This window comes from Pseudoalteromonas sp. DL2-H2.2 (assembly GCF_021532535.1).
GTDB classification, from domain to species: Bacteria; Pseudomonadota; Gammaproteobacteria; order Enterobacterales; family Alteromonadaceae; genus Pseudoalteromonas; species Pseudoalteromonas rubra_A.
Genome location: NZ_JAKGBD010000018.1, coordinates 55,130 through 73,157 on the forward strand (window position 1 = coordinate 55,130; position 18,028 = coordinate 73,157).

Sequence of the window (18,028 nt, forward strand, 5' to 3'; positions counted from 1 at the left end):
ACCGGGTAAAAATTTCACACACAGGTAAAAACACCCTATCCGAACACACACCCTCAATTTAAACCCATGATTTAAAAGAATATTATTCCTGGCAAATCATTTGCACTGTCAGGAGTACTAATTCTCGCAATCAAGGAGTTATTATGAGTACCAGTAAATCGACTGCCAACAGTCAGGCAAACAGTGAACATACACACCCGGTTTCTGATCAGCTAGCCGACTCTCTCCACTATACTGTCGATGCTCTGCACGACACGGCGGCCAAGACCGAAGAGCAATTACGAAACAAAAGCGAAGCGTCTGGCCAGGCCTTGCAGGCTCAAAAACGCGAACTGGAGAAAAAGTGGAATGCCTCAGGTGTTAAAAAATATGCCACAGAAAACCCGGTTAAAACGGCAGGCATTGCATTTGGCGCAGGTGTCCTTCTGACCATGCTATTACGGAGTAAGTAATATGAGCGCGCCATCAGACCACTCTACAGAAACACACCAAACTGCCAGTATGGGCGCTCAGCTTACAGCGCTGATGCAACAGGGCGAAGCCGTTAGTGCAAGCTATGCTGACGTCGCCCGCACTTTCGCGGCTTTGTTTAAAGCCAAACTGCGCGCCCATTTTAAAACGATTCTGACTTGCGTCTTGCTGCTGATGATTTATTCACTGCTTATCACAGCAACCTGGTTGTCACTTCAGGGGTTGATGGCCTATGCCATGGTGCAGGCTGGCCTGAGTTGGTTTGTCTCTGCGGGGCTGCTGATGGCGTTAAATCTGGCGCTTATCTACTATCTGATAGCGACTGCAATACAGCTGTTTGATAAAACCACCAGCGATCTGCTTGATGTGTTTTAACTAACAAGCTTTGAAGGAGAGGACCATGACCTGGCTGGCAAGTTTTATATACCGTACTGCACACCAGGAAGTGCAACAGCAACAACTGAGCCTGTTGAAAAAGCTGTATTATGCACAGTTCAGTAAGCGGCGGTTCTGCCGCAAAGCTAAGCGTGTGGCCTGCACACCTCAATGTATTGCACTGCTTGCACTAAGCGGTGTGTTATTAGTTAAAAGTAAGCGCAAGTTTTCAATTTTGCGCAAGCTGGTTTTGTTCAGACGAGCACTTCGCCATGTTTAACCTGCCACGCATTATCTCCCCTCATTTACCGGCGGTCTGAGTACGTATCTCAGCGCCCGGGCAAAAATTTTCGACTACACTGAAATGAAACTCACGTAGCACTGGTCTTGTCGTTACAGCAGCATGTTCAGGTAGCACTGCGCTGCCGATAAGTACGGGCATGAACATGCTGCTGAACCCCCTTTGTAAACTAAGGTAGCAGTTGTTTTGGACAGGTCACCCCACACTCTGTCTGGCACACACTCAATGAGGAAGATAATATGAAAACACTTACAGGGGCCGCGATGGCGGTCATGGTTGCAGGACTGGTAGGATGTAATGCAACCGACAACACGTCATCCAATACGGCCAGTGCCAGTGGCGCTAGTACTGATCTGGTTCATTGCTATGATGTTAACGTTTGTGGCGGTCACAACGACTGCAAAACGTCGAGCAACGCGTGCGCCGGGCAAGCCAGCTGCAAAGGTACCGGATTTGTGGCAATGCCAGCCAAAGCCTGCGCAGATGTAGGCGGCAATGTAAAAGATGAATGGGTCGGCTCTGTTGCTAAATCCGACCTGGTTAAGTGCCATGATGTCAATATTTGTGGTGGCCATAATGACTGCAAAACCGCCAACAATGCCTGTGGTGGCCATGCTTCTTGTAAGGGCACCGGGTTTGTAAAAATGCCAGCCAAAGCATGTCAGGATATCGGCGGAAAAGCCGACAGTTAAAATCGCTTACTGTGTCAGCAGGTGACGTTTTTGTCTACGCTCACTTGCTGCTCCTCTTCTTCTGGTTAAAACGGAGTTATATTGAACGCATCACCTCCCTATTTGGGGTTTGGCTTAGGACTCAGAACCTGCTACTTCGAAGCTATCATCCAGACTCAACCCGCTATAGACTGGTTAGAGATCATCTCAGAGAACTATTTTGTTGATGGTGGCAAGCCATGGCATTATCTCGATCAGATCAAAGAGCGCTACCCCATTGCTATGCATGGTGTGTCTATGTCCATTGGCAGCACTGGCGAGATAAACTTCGATTACCTTAGTAAGCTCAAACGCACCATACACCGCGTGAACCCGGCGTGGATTTCTGATCACTTGTGTTTTTCTTCCCTTGGAGACTTCAACAGTCATGACTTGTTGCCGCTGCCATACACCGAAGAAGCGCTGGCGCACTTAAGTGAGCGATTACGCATTGTTCAGGACTTTCTGGAGCGTCCGCTGATCCTTGAAAATGTGTCCAGTTACCTCACCTACCATCAGTCACAAATGACAGAATGGGACTTTCTTTGTGCACTGCATCACCAGTCGGGTTGTCAGTTTTTGCTGGATATCAATAACATTTACGTCAGTGCCAGAAACCATGGCTTCGACGCAATGGATTATCTTAACGCTATTCCAAAGCAAGCCGTTGCACAGATCCACCTGGCCGGGCACAGCGACTTTGGCAGCCACATTGTTGATACGCATGACCAGCCTGTATGCGACGCTGTTTGGCAGTTGTTTCAGTGTTACGCGCAGTCCATGCCACGCGTTAATACCATGATCGAAAGGGATGATAACTTTCCTCCATTTGAAACCCTTATGGCAGAGCTGAATCAAGCCAAAGCGCTTGCACCAATGAGCTGGAGGTCGCATGGCTGATTTAGCCAAACTACAGCAGGCGTTTGTCGATATGCTCACAGGCTTAAATCCTGAGCTGATAAACCACATTGCGCCGCAACCAGGCTTAGATGCCAAAGACAGAGCTGCCATTTACCACAATGCCTATCGTATTCGCCTGACCAAAGTACTGGAGCAAGACCATGAGATGCTCGGACGCTACCTGGGCGATGAATTATTTGATCAAATGGTTGCCGGCTTTCTTTCTCACTACCCCTCGCAAGACCCATCTTTGCGTCATTTCGGCGACCGACTCCCCGAGTACTTGGCAAATGAGCCCCCTTTTTCTGCTCATGGGATCCTGAGCGAAATGGCTGCGTTCGAACGCCTGTTACTACAAGCTTTTGATGCGCCGGATGACACGCGCCTGAGCATTCAGGCACTGCAACAGGTTCCGGCTAATTTATGGCCCAATGTGATTTTTACGCTTCACCCAAGTGTACGATTGCTCTGCTGCCAGTTTGCCTCGGTTGAAAGTTGGCAGGCACTCAAGCAAGCAGATACCCCACCGCAACCCGAGCTTTCATCGCCACGCTACTGGCTCATTGTTCGTGAAGCCAGCCTGCGCACCGCGTTTCACCCGCTCTCTCATAGTGACTATGTGTGCCTGAAAACGATAGATGACGGACTGCCCTTTAGCTTCGTTTGCGAGGCCGCAGCCGGGCTGCATCAGGATACGGAAGCAGGCACACATGCTGTCATGCAATTACTGCAAAAAGCGCTCAATTCAGGTTGGCTTAGCCAATACACGCTGCCAGCTCACATGTCTGATTGACACGAGTAAGGAAAATCATGAAACTCAGTGAAAAAATTCGCCTGTACCAGCTTAGCCTGATTGCCAGCATGCTATTTGCGTTTGTCGGCTTTGCTTATAATGCCTGGCGACTCGAGGTCTCAGAACAGAACAACAATATACGCACTGCTTGCTTCGAAATGCTTAAAGAGCTGGCACAACTTGAGCAGCTGATTTACATCGCCCATTATGACCAAAACAAGGTCGAAGGCAGCCCACGCAAAGGCTGGATAAGTGTAGGCTTAATCAATGACTTCAGTTATCTGACCAATGGCGAACTACAAAAAAGTGCCACTACGCTCAAAGCAACCTGGTCAAAAAACTGGCAAAGTATTGATGCCAGCACTCAGGCCGTTGATTTGGTTGTTCAGGATATAGACAATGTGCGCACTGAAATAAAACAGTTACTCAACAGACTGGAATAGCCTGATTACCTGAATGCGCACAGTGGCAGTCTGATATTAATACACAGACCTGCCTATCATTTCGTCATTGTCCTGCAACAGACGCTGTCGTTTCACTGCCACTCACAGTTTGTTTAAGCACGCATCATATATCTTAAGATTATAACTTTTGGCGTACTGGTACGCTTCGCTACGTGCGGCTTTATCCGCCTCACTGCGCAAGGTGTCGCCAGTTCCAGGCATGACTTTTACACCACAACGCGCTTCCAAGTCCTTGAATGCAAACTGTTCAAAGCCCGGCACGACGGGCCGTCGGCCCGTCGTGTAGAACAAACGAAAGTCTTGCTTGTCCATGGCCTCTGTAAGTGCTTGCTGAAGTTTATCATCAACGTCAGCTTCTTGTTGCTTATGCATCCCCTGGCACCCCATAGTCAAACCTATACTAAGCAGGGTACCCACTGCGGTGATTTTATCCTTCATACTTTTTTACTCCTCCCCTGATGCACAGGCCCGCAATCAATAACCAGAGCATCGCAAACAAGCCGCCGCCTGAGCCGCCATCATCCAAAGATTGGGCAGGAGTCTGTGGTTCTGGTTGCGGATCGGGTTGAGGGTCGGGTTGTGGATCCGGCTCAGGCTCGGGCTCAGGGTCAGGTTCTGCGGGGGCAGCCGCTACCGTTACTGTAACCTGACCCGTTGCACTGCCTCCGTTACCGTCTGTCACACTATAAGTGATGGTATCTGTGCCAGAAAAGCCACTGGCGGGCGTATAAACCAAGCCATTCGAAGCAATGGTTACCGTGCCACTGCCCTGATAGTCCACCGACGAGATACTCAGTGGATCGTTATCTACATCGGTGTCGTTGTTCAAGACTGATAGCAACACTTGCTGAGCCTGAAAGTCGACGTTGGCCGTGTCATTTTGCGCTACAGGGGCATCATTGACGGCCGTTACTGTCACCTTGATAGTGAACGCCTCGCTGTTTTGACTATCTTTAGTTGCAATTGCAGATATCAGTAGATCCCCATTGTAGTTTTCGCTCGGGGACACAGTTAGATCTGTAAGCGTATAATTAGCGCCGGGAAACAAAGTAATTGAGTCAACGGCCAGACCCAGCTCAAAATTAAGGTCTTCTTTTTTGATTTGGATCCGCTGGTCTTCTGCAACAGACAGTGGTTGTTGAGATACAAACACTGGCTTGATAGGAGCAGGCGGACCATCAAAGTTAATCGTAAAGTTGCCCGAATTGATTGCAAAAAAGACATTGTCGGTACAGTTAACTCTGATGCGAGCAGAGTCAGTGCTTATTGCTGATGTGATGACCACATCCTGCTGCCCGTCATTATCAACCCCGTTCGCCAGCGAAGTGCCAAAGTTCAATCCTCCATCGGTTGACAGACTGATGCTAACCCGGCTGCAGGACACAGGGGCATTCTGAGTATTCGCAGTATCCCAGGTTACCGTATGGGTTTGAGAAAGCCACTGGCTGCTGCTGTCGGGTTGTGTCACCCGAAACCCGGTCGCGGAATTAACCACTGTTACTTGCATCGAATCACTGGCTACATGCCCCTGACCATCCCTTACTGCAAGGCGAAAATTCAAGGTTCTGTCTGTCGTTGGATAGGCCTCACCATAGGTAACACTGTTAGTCAGAATGTCTACCAATTTGGGAAACGTTCTGCTCGGGTTCATTGTGGGATTAAACACCCTGAACAAAGGTCCTGTTCCAGGGTCAATCGCATCCTGAGCTGGGCTATTTGTTGCCGCCCCAAGGTCAAATTGCTGCCAGCTGTAACTGAGGGTGTCGGAGTCAGAGTCAGTTGCACTGCCCATCAAAGTGAATGGTGTGCGTGCAGGTATCGTAAAATTAGCGCCAGCATCTACAACCGGGCTCTGATTACTTAGATTGGTGCGAGTTCCACAGGTGTTGCCCACACCCTGACGTGTTACTTCCACCATTTGATCTATGGAGTGTAAATGAAAAAAGGCGTCTGAGTTTGCCTGTAAGTTTTGGTCAACGCAAATACCTGTGTATCCCATGATGGTCGACCCACTAGCAGGCTCGTAGGCAGACAACCCAGAGCGATTCCCCTGACAGGCCCCCTGCAATCCATTAAAAGTATGCTCTGCACCTAGCTGATGGCCAATCTCATGGGCAACATAATCAATAAAAAAAGCATCGCCCTCAGGTTCTGGGAGGCCCGTCAGACCTGCTGCTTTTTGGCTTGTGCACACCACCCCAAGCCCGGCAACGCCACCTCCACTTGTTACAACCAAGTGGCCAATATCGTAGTCTGCGTCGCTCATTACGCTTTCTATCGCCTGAGATATCGTATCCCCGTCGATATCCTGATCTGTGTTGGTAAATGGGTCAGTGTTTGCATCCAGAAACACAATCTGATCGTTATTAGCGACGAGCTGAAAAGTGACCCCAAGATCTCGGGCATACACCTGGTTGACCCGGTTAACCATGGTCACTATGGCAGCCAGACCCAAAGCCCGCGTGCCTCCATGATAAGCCGTATACTCTCCGGTGGCCGCAACCGCAAGACGATAAACTATTCGCTCGCTGATCTGGCTGGTTTGCATCAGGCCATCTGGCTTATTTAACGTGGCGTCTGATATGCCGGGAAAACGGATCGGCGGGTGACGCTTTATATCGGCTGCGTGTGTATGTTGCCTGGCTGAGGTAAAGTAATAACTGCGGTAGTTGTAGGAGTCGGATTGCGGGTCGAGATAAACTGTTTTTCCCTGATGTTCAAACATCCCGCAAAACCCTTTTGGTGACAGATCAAAGGTGCCAACATTGCTGGGCTCACCCAGCTGCACTCCTTTAAAAGTCATAATGTCAGGGTATTTTTTTGCCAGCTCCGGCGCCATCACCTGACTGGGTTCGAGACGAAAGGTGACAAACTCACCATTGGGCAGTGGCATCGCCATGTCCAGCGTATTGGCAGCCACCATCTTTGCTCTGACGGATGCTAAGTCGAGTTCCAGATGTTGCTCAGTGTGCGTGCGCTTGAGCTGGCTCTCTCGCTCAAACACAGTCCAGTGGGTCTGGTCAATTAACTGTATTGCAAGCGCGCTGTGGCAGGTAAAAAGCAGCATCAGGCATATCAGTGAGAGTTTATTCATTGTTAGCCCCGTCGAATTGTTGTCATTTGGGTCATAATTTGACCACACAATTACAAGCATAGACGGTTAGCATCCATTTGGCGGCACTTTATTTCAGGATTGATAAATGTACCTAAACAACTCACTTATTCTGGTCGGTTCAGGCACACTTATCTGAGCAGGAAGAATATTGTTTTTACAGATAATATCTGAAAATAAAGTGTTTAGAGCGCCTCAACCTGAACTGCTGATTTTCCTTTGCCTGCGACTCGGTAACGTTGTTGATATTTGCGTTTTGCAACAACCAGAGCCAGGGTGCCTACTAAAGAAGGTGCCAGCCACGCCATTAAAATGGCCTGCTCTCCCACTATCTCTACGAGTAAGTACCGACCTCCTACAGCGCTGAATGCCGTATACACTCCTATACCTGAACCGATCATGGCACTCAGGTGCTCAATAACCCACTGCCGAGGTTGTACCTTAGGTGCAAACGTATAGCGCATCATTTTAATCGCCACTAGCATACCGATAACGCTGAATACCAGATATAACAGCTGACCACTTTGGCCGCCAAGATAGGCCACATAAAGCGCACTGCACAACAAAGCAACATAACCGCACAGCATATCCAGGCGTCTTAATGACTGACGAGAGGCTTTATCTGTGAGCACACGTCTACCGTGCACAACAGATGTCAAAACAAGGAAAGATAACATAAGCAGAAAGCTGGCCCGTTCACGCGCATTTTGAATAAACTCAGCCTGATTTTGTGCCCGTTCATAAGCCCCCTGATAAATGGCAACAGGGTCAATCAAAACCAGTGCGCAGCACAAAATCCCGGTAAAGGCGACCAGCTGCATACAATAAACATAGGCTTTGCCCGACAGGTTGTGTACTTTTCCCCCTTTTTTAGCCAAAACAGGTGCCCAGAATAACAGCAGCGTACAGCTACCCACTAGGATATGAATGAGCAGTGAAAATTGATGTAGGTGTTGCATGACATTTTACTCCCGAGTTGATGTTGCTTCAGAATAGAGAAAAGCCATTCGCCGTTCATGTCACTATTGTCACTAAAACACCATGACAATCGTCATGCTGTCTTTCTTACCGGGATCTGATATAAGTACAGGATATCAATACAACTATGGCTTTACTGTGCAGTCTTACTTTCAATATCAACCCTCTATGCTTGTAACCGCACTCATCACCTGGTGTGCGGTTGCCATTCCAAGCCTGTTTGCGCTGTCTCAGGCATCGGCCTGGGCCTGGTTACCTCACCTCATCTTGTTGCCCCTTATTTTGCTGGTGACCAATGAGTCTCAGCAAAGCTACGGCTATGCCGTCAGGTACTGGCTACTTGCGATAATGGCCGCTCTGATCCAGAGCGCAGGCTTTATGTTGCCCTCATCGGTTTATCTTATTTACAGTGTCATGCTCATTGCCATATTGACGTTTTATTTGTCACCGGTGCAGTCTTATTGCTACATACTTTTTGCAAGCCTTTCCTATTTGCTGATTCAAACACTGTATTGGGCACAACCATGGCCTTGGGTTGAAACCGGTTTATTTGCTTCATTTCATTTATTTTCTTATGTGGTGAGTCACAGAATGCGTGAGGAACGTGCCGCTAAAGAGCAGGCTCAGCTGGCCAACAGCCAGTTGCTGGCCACCCAGTCTTTACTGGGGCAATCGGTTTCAAGACAAGAGCGACTTTACTTAGCCAGAGAGCTGCATGATGACGTTGGCCATCAGCTGACCAGCCTGATTGTTAACCTTGACGTTGCCAGAAGAACTGCCCAAGAGCCGCTCAAATCTCAGCTACAGCAAAGCTATACACTGGCACGCGAAACACTGGAGAAAATCCGTACACTGGTCAGCGATAAACGTGCTGACCAGCCTCTTGATCTGGAAGCGGTTCTGACGGATCTTATCCATCACGTGCCCCGGGTTGAAATCTCGCTGACATTTCAGCCACACCCTGTATTGCAAAGCCTGAGCCACGCCCATTGTATCTTGCGGATTTGTCAGGAAAGTATTACCAACACACTCAAACATAGCAATGCCACCAAGCTTCATATTGAATTTGGCTCCCTGGAGGAGGAAGATTTTCAAATGAAGATTACAGATAATGGTACGGGAGCCAAGCAAAATGAGCCCGGCAATGGTTTACTCGGTCTGCAAGAGCGGGTTAGAGAACTCAAAGGTGACTTTGCCTGGCAAAGCTCATCAGAAGGCTTTGCTTTGCAAGTTATTTTTAAGGAAACACCTGCTAATGAATAAAATAAAAGTCCACTTAGTTGATGACCAGGCGCTCGTTCGACAGGGCATGCAAGCACTGCTGGGATTGTGCGAAAATATCGAATGCAACAGCAACTCTGCAAATGGCCTGGCGTTTATCAACGACTATACAGCAGGTCTGATTGAGACGGATGTTGTATTACTGGATATGCGTATGCCCGAGCTCGATGGCATTGGCGTACTGGAGCGCCTTAAAGCATTACCCACAGCACCCAAAGTGCTGATCCTGACTACCTTTGACGACACCACAAAGCTTCAGCAAGCACTACAGCTGGGTGCAAGCGGCTGTCTGCTAAAAGACGTTGAGCTGGAAGAGCTGGAAGCGGCCATTGGCGCTGTGCATAACGGCAAGCTGGTTATCCAGAATGCCTTGAGTAATGTATTTAAACACACAGAGTCCGTGCTGGAAGAACTGACTGAGCGGGAAAAGCAGATACTCGTACTCATTGCTCAGGGTCTTTCAAATAAAGAAATTGCGGCCCGGTTATTTAAAGCGCAAGGGACAATCCGCAACCATGTTTCTAATTTGCTCAGCAAACTTCAGGTCAGAGATCGTACTCAGGCCACGCTCAAAGCGGTAGAACTGGGCCTGGTACAGCAACACGATTAGCACTAAAAACACAAAATGTGAGACATAACCTACTCAATGAGTGAGAAAAATAGGTTAAACCTGTAATTTATTCATATTGGGAACAAATCACTTGCAAGATTAGAACTCAAACTCTAAAGTACAGGCTGGTTTTATTATTGCATTGGACGCACTATGACTTACTTAATCAGATGGATCTCGGGCATTGCCTTACTGACACTGGCGTTGCTCACATTGCTCAAAGGACATTGGGTAAATGCCGCCCTGTTTGCCACTGTGGGTATTCTGGCTTTTCCCCGCTACTCGCAAACACGCTTGGATGGCAATGCAGGCTATGGCCGCAAGTTGTATGAAAAACACCTGGTTGCTCAGTCCAACGAACGCTCAACAAGCTCACCTTACTTACTCATTGGGATCTCGCTTGTCGTTGTTATCGCTTTATACCAGCTGCTATCAAGTACAGCCGCTTAGGGCCATTGATACCCATAAAAAACCAGGCTCCTGAGCAAAGCAGCCTGGTTCCGTTTTTTACTTAATTTGCTCTAACCCGTTGTGAAATACCATAGTGGCTTCATCACCGGCACCACATTGGGCACCAAGAGGGTAACGGCAAACCGCTAACGCTTTGCGGTTAGCATCCATTATTTCAACGACCTGAACCGCGCCGTCTGTGGCAAAAAGATGAAGCTTGCCGTCCACTATCGAGAATGGTCCCTGAACGTTCCTCGGCGTGCCTTTTGAATAAAGGTATTCACTCCCACCATTAGCTGTCGGCATCAATGTGAAAAAGTAAGGTTCGGACTTGTCTTCTGACTTGTCCCCTGACTTAACCGTCAACGTAGTTTGGCTCAACCAGCTATAGCTAAAACCAGACACACTATGTTGCTTATCTAGCTGAAAAGGCTTGACGGCTTTACCCATAAAGACATGAGGACCGCGCGGTACCAGCTCAGAATCCGATGAAAATGAGATGTACAAGGTATCATTATCTCGCGCCAGTAATTTCATCTTGAAAACACAAGAAACATAGCAGGTATCATCGGGACAGACCGCCACTGTGCCCAGCTCCGGGTGTACTATCTTCTGTCGTTCTATTTCCCCATTCTGATTAAAAGCCCACTTGGAAGCAGGGAAGGCCAGGTTGGGGATGTGGATATGGTCTTCATAGTAATCGTAACGAATATCGCCGCTGCGCCAGGCGCCTACCGTATTGTCGTAATTGAAGTGCAGGTCCTGTTGCTTAACCATGAATCCGGTGCGGAGCAATGGTGCAGTGCTATCCGTATCCTGCAAAGTGGCAATCACACGTTGACCAATACCCTTGATCGACTCCACAATTCTGAATGTGATTTTCTTTTTCACCCCCTTGTGCCAGTACTTTAGAGACAAGCGATTTCCTCTTGTACGCCACTTAAAGCGGCTGATGCTGTTATCATAATGAGTCATCTCGCCACGCCCATCAGCAAAAAAGCGCGCTTCAACATCACCAAATACAGACACCGAGTCTTCGCCTTGGTATACATGATCAACAGCTGGCAGCGACCAGACCCCTTCAGCCATATCTGTGGGCCATTCACCCATCGCTTTGGCCGATAATAACAAGCCGGAAAAACGCTGCGGTTCAGTCTCCACCACTTCCATAGTATCCAGCCGTACTACCCGCATATGCTGAATATAGGTTACTTCTTCGCCACTCCCCTTGGGATGTACACTCCATTGATAGGTCTCAGCACGAAAAGGCGTTCCCTGCTCAGTAAACTCCCATATTACCTCAGGTGATTGGAGGCTGACCTGGAGTCCATCTGCCGTTTTACGCCACTGCAGCTCGCTTGAATTTGTACTTTTATAATCACCTGTACCACGTTTTTTAAGCGCTAAACTCACAACCGGTTCATCCGATGTGTTACCAGCGAGAAAAAACTTACCTTTTTTAATTTGGTGTAACTCTGACAAAGTCATTGCCTTGGTATTGAAGGCTATGATCAATATCAGGGAACCTATTAGCGGGATTAAAAATCTAGCTATACTCATACTCTAACTCCTTGATTATATTTTTATTTGATAGCAAACAGCATGTGTTGCATTGTCACTGTGACAGAGACGTCAAGTTTGTTCAAGAAGTCATCAATAAACTTGAAAAGATGAGTAACTAGAGAACCAATTAAGGACCAATATAGCGACGATTGTGCTCCGCCAGCGCTCGACGCACCTGATTGATGAGCTCACTATCAGTATCAGGGTGAAATGCCATGCAGGCTCTCTCACCGGAGCGGTCACGCACCTCTAGCGCAGAAATCACCGTCTCGTAGGGCTTGTCTATCCGGCGCAGCGCCTCATAGATGGTGAATTCAGTGGTTATAAGAAAGTCGACACGCCCTGCTAGCAGCTTTTTAATCAGGGAGCTGGGATCAGCAGACAAATCCAAATTAACGCCCCCTTTAAACCCTTTGGAGAGCAGGTATTCGTGGATCACACTGCCTCTGACCAAAGCGGTTATATACCGCTTGGCATCGTCCAGTGAACTCAGTTTTATATCGTTGCGGGAGGCTAACCGAAAGAGATGCTCTTTGACCGGCCTTAACAAAGGGCACGCCCATTCAAAGTGAGCTTCACGTTCAGGCGTTCGAAAAATGGAATAAATCAGGGTGTTGGGTTGAGTTTGCGCAATTTTCATCGCCCGGGTCCAGGGGAACACCTGGATTTCGTAACTGATCCCGGCGGCATCAAGCACTTCGCGCACTTTCTGGGTGGCACGCCCGTCAACCTGCCCCTGCTGATTGGTATAGTTGTAAGGTACCCATTCTTCGGTGACCACCTGAAGTTGGATAGTTGGCTCTGATGTGGGCACAATCACCGGGCGCGGTTTTAGCTCTGCGGCGGCCAAATCGAAAAACATGCCCATTGCTGCCAGCAAAGTTAAAAACAATCCCCAGAATACCGTGCAATACTTCATGCAATCTTTTTAACCTCAACACCCGCTAACTCGAACAGAGCCTGCGCAACTATACCCGCAGACTTTGCAATTTTTGAGCCTCTCATGCAACATGCTAGACCAAACTCTCAAACAGATCACTGCTATGTTAAAAAATATCCTCCTTTTCGTCTCTTTATTGATGTGCTGTCCCCTTACGGCATACGCCTCACAACCCACAACAACGCTCACTGAGCAGCAGCAACAACAAGCATTACAACAGCTCAAAGAGCCCATGTATCGCCCGCTCATGGAGCGCTATGTTCTGGATGAATTAAAATCTTTACGGCAGGATCAGCAAAAATTACGCGAAGATGTCACCTTGCAGCTCACTCACAAGCAGCTGGATGCCGCCGACCGGGCACTAACCTACACCACCGACACCATCAACAACGTATTATTTATAATTACCGCTACCGCCTCACTGTTAGTTTTGGCTGGTTGGAACTCACTGCGCGATATCAAAAATAAGGTAGAAGAAACTGTTAATGCCCGGGTGGGCGATATCACGGCAGAGTATGAACAAAGGCTCGGCACCTTGGAGGAAAAGCTCAAAGAGCGCTCTGAAGAAATCCTCAACAACCACCGCAAGATCACCATCACTAATGAGATCCATTCATTGTGGATGCGGGCGAATCTGGAAAGTGACATGCAAGGTAAGATTGAGATGTATGACGAAATTCTTAAGCGTCAGCCTGATGATGTAGAGGCACTGGTGTATAAGGCAGATGCACTGCTGGAACTGGAGCAAACCGGCCCGGCCATTAACCTGTGTAACCAGGCACTGGAAATCGACAGCGACTACGGCTACGCCTACTGGCAGCGCGCCTGTGCTTACGCCATGCTGGAACAACAAGCAGATGCCATTGCCGATATTAAAATGGCCCTGGCTTACTCACCCAACCTGAAAAACGAACTAACACACGAGCCATCATTTCAGGTGCTGGAAAGCAATCCAAGCTTTAAGGAGCTGGTAGAGCACTGGTAGAAGTATATTTATAAATAGAAACTGTGCCACAAGCAGTCTTGCTGCGGCACAGTATATGGTATTAACCGCCTGTACTATCAGGCTTATCTTTTTTGGGAGGCAATTCGGCACGCTGCCTGTCAGGGAGTCCAACCCCACCAGTACCTCCGCCTACACCAGCAAAAACGCGCTTGGCTTGCATATTAGTTAGAATAACCATAGGCCATCCTTTTATCGCTTTTGGGTAATTTGGTAATAAATGTCATTACCGCAAGACACTCTAATATATGCAAAACGGACTGTAGTAAGGTGTATCAATCACGAGATTTACATACATAAGAATTTCGAACTAAACAATTAATGAGGCACCAACACTAAAGCACTTGTTAAACTTTCGCTAGCGAAAATACACCACTTTTGTAATTTTACCCGCTTCGATTTGATAGCTGGTGACAAACTCGGAGCGCTTATCAACGACACCCGGTTCTGTAGTGCAAATTTCTGAGGTTTCGTGATCAATGACGATTGAGCCATGCGTTACTCGCTTTATTGACGTTGCTTTAAGGCAGTGCATTTTCTTAAACATCAGCCCATAACGCTCAATGAGTTTTTCTTTGCCCTTAAACATCAGCGTTTGCGGATACATATAAAACTCAACGTCTTCTGCATATAACTCTATGAACTGGCGAATATTTTGTGCGTTGTACGCCAAGATAAGCTTATCAACGACGGCCTCAGCCGCTAACTCCTGCTCAGTCTTAGCTAGCTGATAATCACTGGCCTGTTCATCGAGCGCGGGGTTTGCCAGCCCGATGGCCGAATAAACCAGAACAGTCAGCACAAATAGGTACTTCATAAATTACCTTTTGATGGGACAATTTGGCCTGCAAGATAGCAAATTTGCGGATCAGAATACAGGTTCAGGCGAGATCCACGCTGTTACGGTGTCAAGCTCTCAATACATTACCATTAACTCACCAATACTGCTCTACCGTAATGTGGCCAGGTTTTGCACGTCGATTCCGTGAAAAACCCATGGTCTGCAATAACGCACTGGTGTCTTTTACCATTTGCGGGTTACCACACAACATAAACTGGCTGTCTGCGGGCAGCTCATCGAAACCACAGTGTTGGCATAACTCGCCGCTTTCAAGCAGGTTTGTGACCCGACCGGATAAGGTATGTTCTGCCTGCTCGCGGCTAACCAAAGGCACATATTTAAACTGCTTAAATATTTTTTCCGTGTCGAGCAACATGTCCTGATAGCACAAGTCCTGGGCATGGCGCACGCCGTTAACCAGCACGACTTTATCAAATCGCTTCCAGAGCTTGCCCTCACCCAGCATAGACAAAAAGGGGCCTATCGCGGTTCCGGTGCTGAGCATCCACAGCACGCTGGCGTCAGGTACTTCATCGAGTGTAAAGAATCCGCTGGGTTTACCTGCCACCAGAATATCATCGCCAATGTCCAACGAGGCCAGTGGAGAAGACAATTGACCATCCGGGACTTCGATCAGAAAGAATTCGAGAAGTGGATCCTGAGGGGCATTTACGAACGAGTATGCCCGCGAGATTTTTTTGTCCTCAACGGGTAAAGCCAGCTTGGTAAACTGACCGGCACAAAAAGGGTCTATGTCAGCCGCCACCTTGATACTAAATAAGCTGGGTGTCCACCACAGCTTTTCGACCACTTTGCCATTCACCCAGTTCGCCATACTTGCTCCCGATCATTTTGTTATACCAGCCTTTTAAATCTGGCATAAAGTGAGGTAAAAATAAATGACAGATAAAAAAAAGCCGCACTAGGTGCGGCTTTTTGGGTGTGATTCGCGTTGTTTTAGGCGTGTCTCCAAAACTCTGCGATTACGTTACCAAGGAACAGGGAGGCCCTTTTAAAGGACCAAATTCTTTAAATTGATTCTAGGGCAATTTTAACCATTTCATTGAACGTGCTTTGACGTTCTTCTGGCGGCGTTGCTTCACCAGTGATCACGTGGTCACTTACTGTGAATAATGCCATTGCTTTTGCGCCATACTCTGCGGCAACACCGTACAGGCCAGCTGTTTCCATATCCACAGCCAGTACGCCCAGCTTGTCTAGTTCAGGGTAAAAGCTGCTGTCGGCCTGATAGAAGGTATCTGTGGTGTATACATTACCCACTTTTGCTTCAATACCCAGACGACGTGCTGCGTTTACACCGTTTTCAAGCAGACCAAAGTCGGCAATCGCAGCAAAATCATAACCACGTACACGAGCGCGGTTAACGTTTGAGTCGGTGCTGGCACCTTGTGCGAAAATAACATCACGGATTTTTGTTCCCTGATTAATACCGCCGCAAGTACCGATACGAATTAAGTTTTTAACACCAAAGCTGACAATCAGCTCGCGAGCATAAATAGACATAGATGGAATACCCATGCCTGAGCCCATAATACTAACTGGCTTACCGTTATAAGTGCCGGTAAAACCAAACATGTTGCGTACGTCCGTTACCTGACGTGCGTCTTGCAAAAAGTTTTCAGCAATGTACTTGGCACGCAGTGGGTCCCCTGGCATTAGCACCGTTTCTGCAAAATCACCTGGGTTAGCATTAATATGCGGAGTACTCATAACATGTTTCCTTTAAATCAAGCCTTAGCGAGTTGGGCTGCAAAGCCGTCACCATAATCACAAGCAGACAGGTTAAACCATTGAGCCAGTGTCTGGCCCATGTCTGCGAAGCTGTTTCTTTCACCTAACGGAGTATTGTTCATTCCGTTACGATACGCCAATACTGGCACGTATTCGCGGGTGTGATCTGTACCCGGTGCGGTCGGATCACAGCCGTGATCAGCTGTAATAAGCAGCAGATCATCGTCTTTTAATTGGTCGATGATGTTCGGTAAATAAGCATCAAACTGCGCCAGTGCTTCTGCATAACCAACCGCGTTGCGGCGGTGACCAAACTTCTCATCGAAATCCACCAGGTTGGTGAAAATCAAGCTATGGTCCGGTGCGCTTGCCATGACTTCGCTGGTTTTTTCCAGCAGATTCATCAGGCCAGGCGCTTTGTGCTTTTGCGTAATACCTTGATGCGCATAAATATCTGCGATCTTACCGATACTGATCACCTCACCACCGTCGTTTGCCAGCTTGTCTAATACTGTTGGTGACGGTGGCAACACTGAGTAATCGCGACGATTACCAGTACGAATAAAGTCGGCACTCGAAGTGCCTATAAATGGCCGCGCAATCACTCGTCCTATATTCATTTCATCAAGCAGTGCCCGTGCGATTTCACATACTTGATAAAGCTTGTCAAGGCCGAATGACTGCTCATGTGCGGCTATTTGAAACACACTGTCAACTGAGGTGTAGCAAATAGGCATACCAGTTTTGACGTGCTCTTCACCCAGTTGCTCTAAGATGGTGGTGCCCGATGCATAACAGTTACCTAAAATACCGGGGATATCTGCACGCTTACACAACTCATCAATAAATTCTTGTGGGAAACACGGCTGTGTATTGGGAAAGTAACCCCAATCAAACAACACAGGTACGCCTGCCATTTCCCAGTGCCCAGACGGTGTATCTTTACCGCTGGATAATTCTTTAGCATAACCCCAGGCTGCTTGTGGCTCGATGCGCTCGGCAACGTCACACGTTTCTTTGCCTGCGGCTTCACATGCGGCAACCAAACCTAACTTACTTAAATTAGGTAAAGATAAGGCTTCGCCTTTTTCTTTCTTATAAGCTGCTAACAAATGAGCAAAGGTATTAGCACCGGCATCTCCAAACTTTTCGGCATCGGGCGCTGCGCCTATACCCAAGCTGTCTGCCATTAATATGATTGCTCTTGCCATAATTTACCTCTCATTTGTTTATTCTGACGCACAACGATTTTGTTTTTTTGTCGTGATTACTCGTCAGAGGGTGTTACTTTATTTGTAGCCAAAATTAACGTACAGGACATAAGTCCGCTGTCATAAAAGCATAACAAAAAACAATTTGTACCTATATTAATTAAATCCTGTCACTAATTGGACCAGCGGACATAAGTCCTGTTTTGTTATAACCAAAACAATTAAATTTGCTCCTTAAGCGAGGCAAAAGAGATTAATCGTGTCTTTTTTGCT

At 47.8% G+C, this 18,028-nt stretch carries 21 protein-coding genes; 11 read left to right on the forward strand and 10 right to left on the reverse strand.

Annotation, left to right across the window (positions count from 1 at the left end):
* Positions 1–143 precede the first annotated feature (143 nt).
* The 7 genes from L1285_RS21205 (at position 144) to L1285_RS21235 (ending at position 3,993) form a co-directional block, all read left to right on the forward strand.
* Positions 144–452 (forward strand): DUF883 C-terminal domain-containing protein, encoded by a 309-nt coding sequence (locus L1285_RS21205; RefSeq protein WP_235414232.1) that lies wholly within the window; start codon positions 144–146, stop codon positions 450–452.
* Between the two features lies 1 nt (position 453).
* Complete coding sequence (locus L1285_RS21210; RefSeq protein ID WP_235414233.1) at positions 454–846, forward strand: hypothetical protein; 393 nt, start codon at positions 454–456, stop codon at positions 844–846.
* 25 nt (positions 847–871) lie between these two features.
* Positions 872–1,126: a hypothetical protein gene (locus L1285_RS21215; protein ID WP_235414234.1), complete on the forward strand. Its 255-nt coding sequence runs from the start codon at positions 872–874 to the stop codon at positions 1,124–1,126.
* Positions 1,127–1,386: 260 nt separating this feature from the next.
* Entirely contained in the window at positions 1,387–1,839 is a 453-nt protein-coding gene (bufA2, locus tag L1285_RS21220; RefSeq protein ID WP_046004618.1) for a BufA2 family periplasmic bufferin-type metallophore, read from the forward strand.
* Positions 1,840–1,920: 81 nt separating this feature from the next.
* Positions 1,921–2,757, forward strand: a complete 837-nt coding sequence (bufB, locus tag L1285_RS21225; RefSeq protein WP_235414235.1) for an MNIO family bufferin maturase — start codon at positions 1,921–1,923, stop codon at positions 2,755–2,757.
* Complete coding sequence (locus tag L1285_RS21230) at positions 2,750–3,550, forward strand: HvfC/BufC N-terminal domain-containing protein (RefSeq protein WP_235414236.1); 801 nt, start codon at positions 2,750–2,752, stop codon at positions 3,548–3,550. The genes bufB and L1285_RS21230 overlap by 8 nt, the downstream gene beginning before the upstream one ends.
* Before the next feature lie 17 nt (positions 3,551–3,567).
* Positions 3,568–3,993, forward strand: a complete 426-nt coding sequence (locus L1285_RS21235) for a hypothetical protein (RefSeq protein ID WP_235414237.1) — start codon at positions 3,568–3,570, stop codon at positions 3,991–3,993.
* Positions 3,994–4,095: 102 nt separating this feature from the next.
* Here L1285_RS21235 and L1285_RS21240 read toward each other — a convergent pair whose 3' ends face one another.
* The 3 genes from L1285_RS21240 to L1285_RS21250 all read right to left on the reverse strand — a co-directional run bounded on the left by L1285_RS21240 (position 4,096) and on the right by L1285_RS21250 (position 8,085).
* Positions 4,096–4,452, reverse strand: a complete 357-nt coding sequence (locus L1285_RS21240; RefSeq protein WP_235414238.1) for a hypothetical protein — start codon at positions 4,450–4,452, stop codon at positions 4,096–4,098.
* On the reverse strand, positions 4,442–7,108 hold the full coding sequence (locus tag L1285_RS21245; protein ID WP_235414239.1) for a reprolysin-like metallopeptidase: 2,667 nt from the start codon (positions 7,106–7,108) through the stop codon (positions 4,442–4,444). Before L1285_RS21245 ends, L1285_RS21240 begins: the two co-directional genes overlap by 11 nt.
* A 203-nt stretch (positions 7,109–7,311) precedes the next feature.
* On the reverse strand, positions 7,312–8,085 hold the full coding sequence (locus L1285_RS21250; RefSeq protein ID WP_235414240.1) for a hypothetical protein: 774 nt from the start codon (positions 8,083–8,085) through the stop codon (positions 7,312–7,314).
* Between the two features lie 82 nt (positions 8,086–8,167).
* On the opposite strand from L1285_RS21250, the gene L1285_RS21255 reads away from it, so the two are divergent.
* The 3 genes from L1285_RS21255 to L1285_RS21265 all read left to right on the forward strand — a co-directional run bounded on the left by L1285_RS21255 (position 8,168) and on the right by L1285_RS21265 (position 10,445).
* On the forward strand, positions 8,168–9,367 hold the full coding sequence (locus L1285_RS21255) for a sensor histidine kinase (RefSeq protein ID WP_235414241.1): 1,200 nt from the start codon (positions 8,168–8,170) through the stop codon (positions 9,365–9,367).
* Entirely contained in the window at positions 9,360–9,995 is a 636-nt protein-coding gene (locus L1285_RS21260) for a response regulator (protein ID WP_235414242.1), read from the forward strand. The genes L1285_RS21255 and L1285_RS21260 overlap by 8 nt, the downstream gene beginning before the upstream one ends.
* Positions 9,996–10,148: 153 nt before the next feature.
* Entirely contained in the window at positions 10,149–10,445 is a 297-nt protein-coding gene (locus L1285_RS21265; RefSeq protein WP_235414243.1) for a hypothetical protein, read from the forward strand.
* A gap of 57 nt (positions 10,446–10,502) precedes the next feature.
* Here the strand turns inward: L1285_RS21265 and L1285_RS21270 are convergent, their stop codons facing one another.
* Together L1285_RS21270 and L1285_RS21275 are read right to left on the reverse strand one after the other, a co-directional pair.
* The gene (locus L1285_RS21270) at positions 10,503–12,005 is read right to left on the reverse strand and encodes a hypothetical protein (RefSeq protein ID WP_235414244.1); all 1,503 of its coding nucleotides are present in this window, start codon (positions 12,003–12,005) and stop codon (positions 10,503–10,505) included.
* Between the two features lie 130 nt (positions 12,006–12,135).
* The gene (locus L1285_RS21275) at positions 12,136–12,927 is read right to left on the reverse strand and encodes a substrate-binding periplasmic protein (RefSeq protein ID WP_235414245.1); all 792 of its coding nucleotides are present in this window, start codon (positions 12,925–12,927) and stop codon (positions 12,136–12,138) included.
* A gap of 124 nt (positions 12,928–13,051) precedes the next feature.
* Between L1285_RS21275 and L1285_RS21280 the strand changes: the two genes are divergently transcribed.
* Positions 13,052–13,933 (forward strand): tetratricopeptide repeat protein, encoded by an 882-nt coding sequence (locus tag L1285_RS21280; RefSeq protein WP_442960530.1) that lies wholly within the window; start codon positions 13,052–13,054, stop codon positions 13,931–13,933.
* A 61-nt stretch (positions 13,934–13,994) separates the two neighbouring features.
* Here the strand turns inward: L1285_RS21280 and L1285_RS21285 are convergent, their stop codons facing one another.
* From L1285_RS21285 to L1285_RS21305, 5 genes are all read right to left on the reverse strand, one after another.
* The gene (locus L1285_RS21285) at positions 13,995–14,132 is read right to left on the reverse strand and encodes a hypothetical protein (protein WP_235414246.1); all 138 of its coding nucleotides are present in this window, start codon (positions 14,130–14,132) and stop codon (positions 13,995–13,997) included.
* A 177-nt stretch (positions 14,133–14,309) separates the two neighbouring features.
* On the reverse strand, positions 14,310–14,768 hold the full coding sequence (locus L1285_RS21290; protein ID WP_235414247.1) for a nuclear transport factor 2 family protein: 459 nt from the start codon (positions 14,766–14,768) through the stop codon (positions 14,310–14,312).
* 118 nt (positions 14,769–14,886) lie between these two features.
* The gene (locus L1285_RS21295) at positions 14,887–15,627 is read right to left on the reverse strand and encodes a ferredoxin--NADP reductase (RefSeq protein ID WP_235414248.1); all 741 of its coding nucleotides are present in this window, start codon (positions 15,625–15,627) and stop codon (positions 14,887–14,889) included.
* A 194-nt stretch (positions 15,628–15,821) separates the two neighbouring features.
* Positions 15,822–16,523 carry a purine-nucleoside phosphorylase gene (gene deoD / locus L1285_RS21300; RefSeq protein WP_046004606.1) on the reverse strand — a complete coding sequence of 234 codons (702 nt, stop codon included), beginning with the start codon at positions 16,521–16,523 and terminating at the stop codon, positions 15,822–15,824.
* A 17-nt stretch (positions 16,524–16,540) separates the two neighbouring features.
* Positions 16,541–17,755, reverse strand: a complete 1,215-nt coding sequence (locus L1285_RS21305) for a phosphopentomutase (RefSeq protein WP_235414249.1) — start codon at positions 17,753–17,755, stop codon at positions 16,541–16,543.
* Between the last annotated feature and the right edge of the window lie 273 nt (positions 17,756–18,028).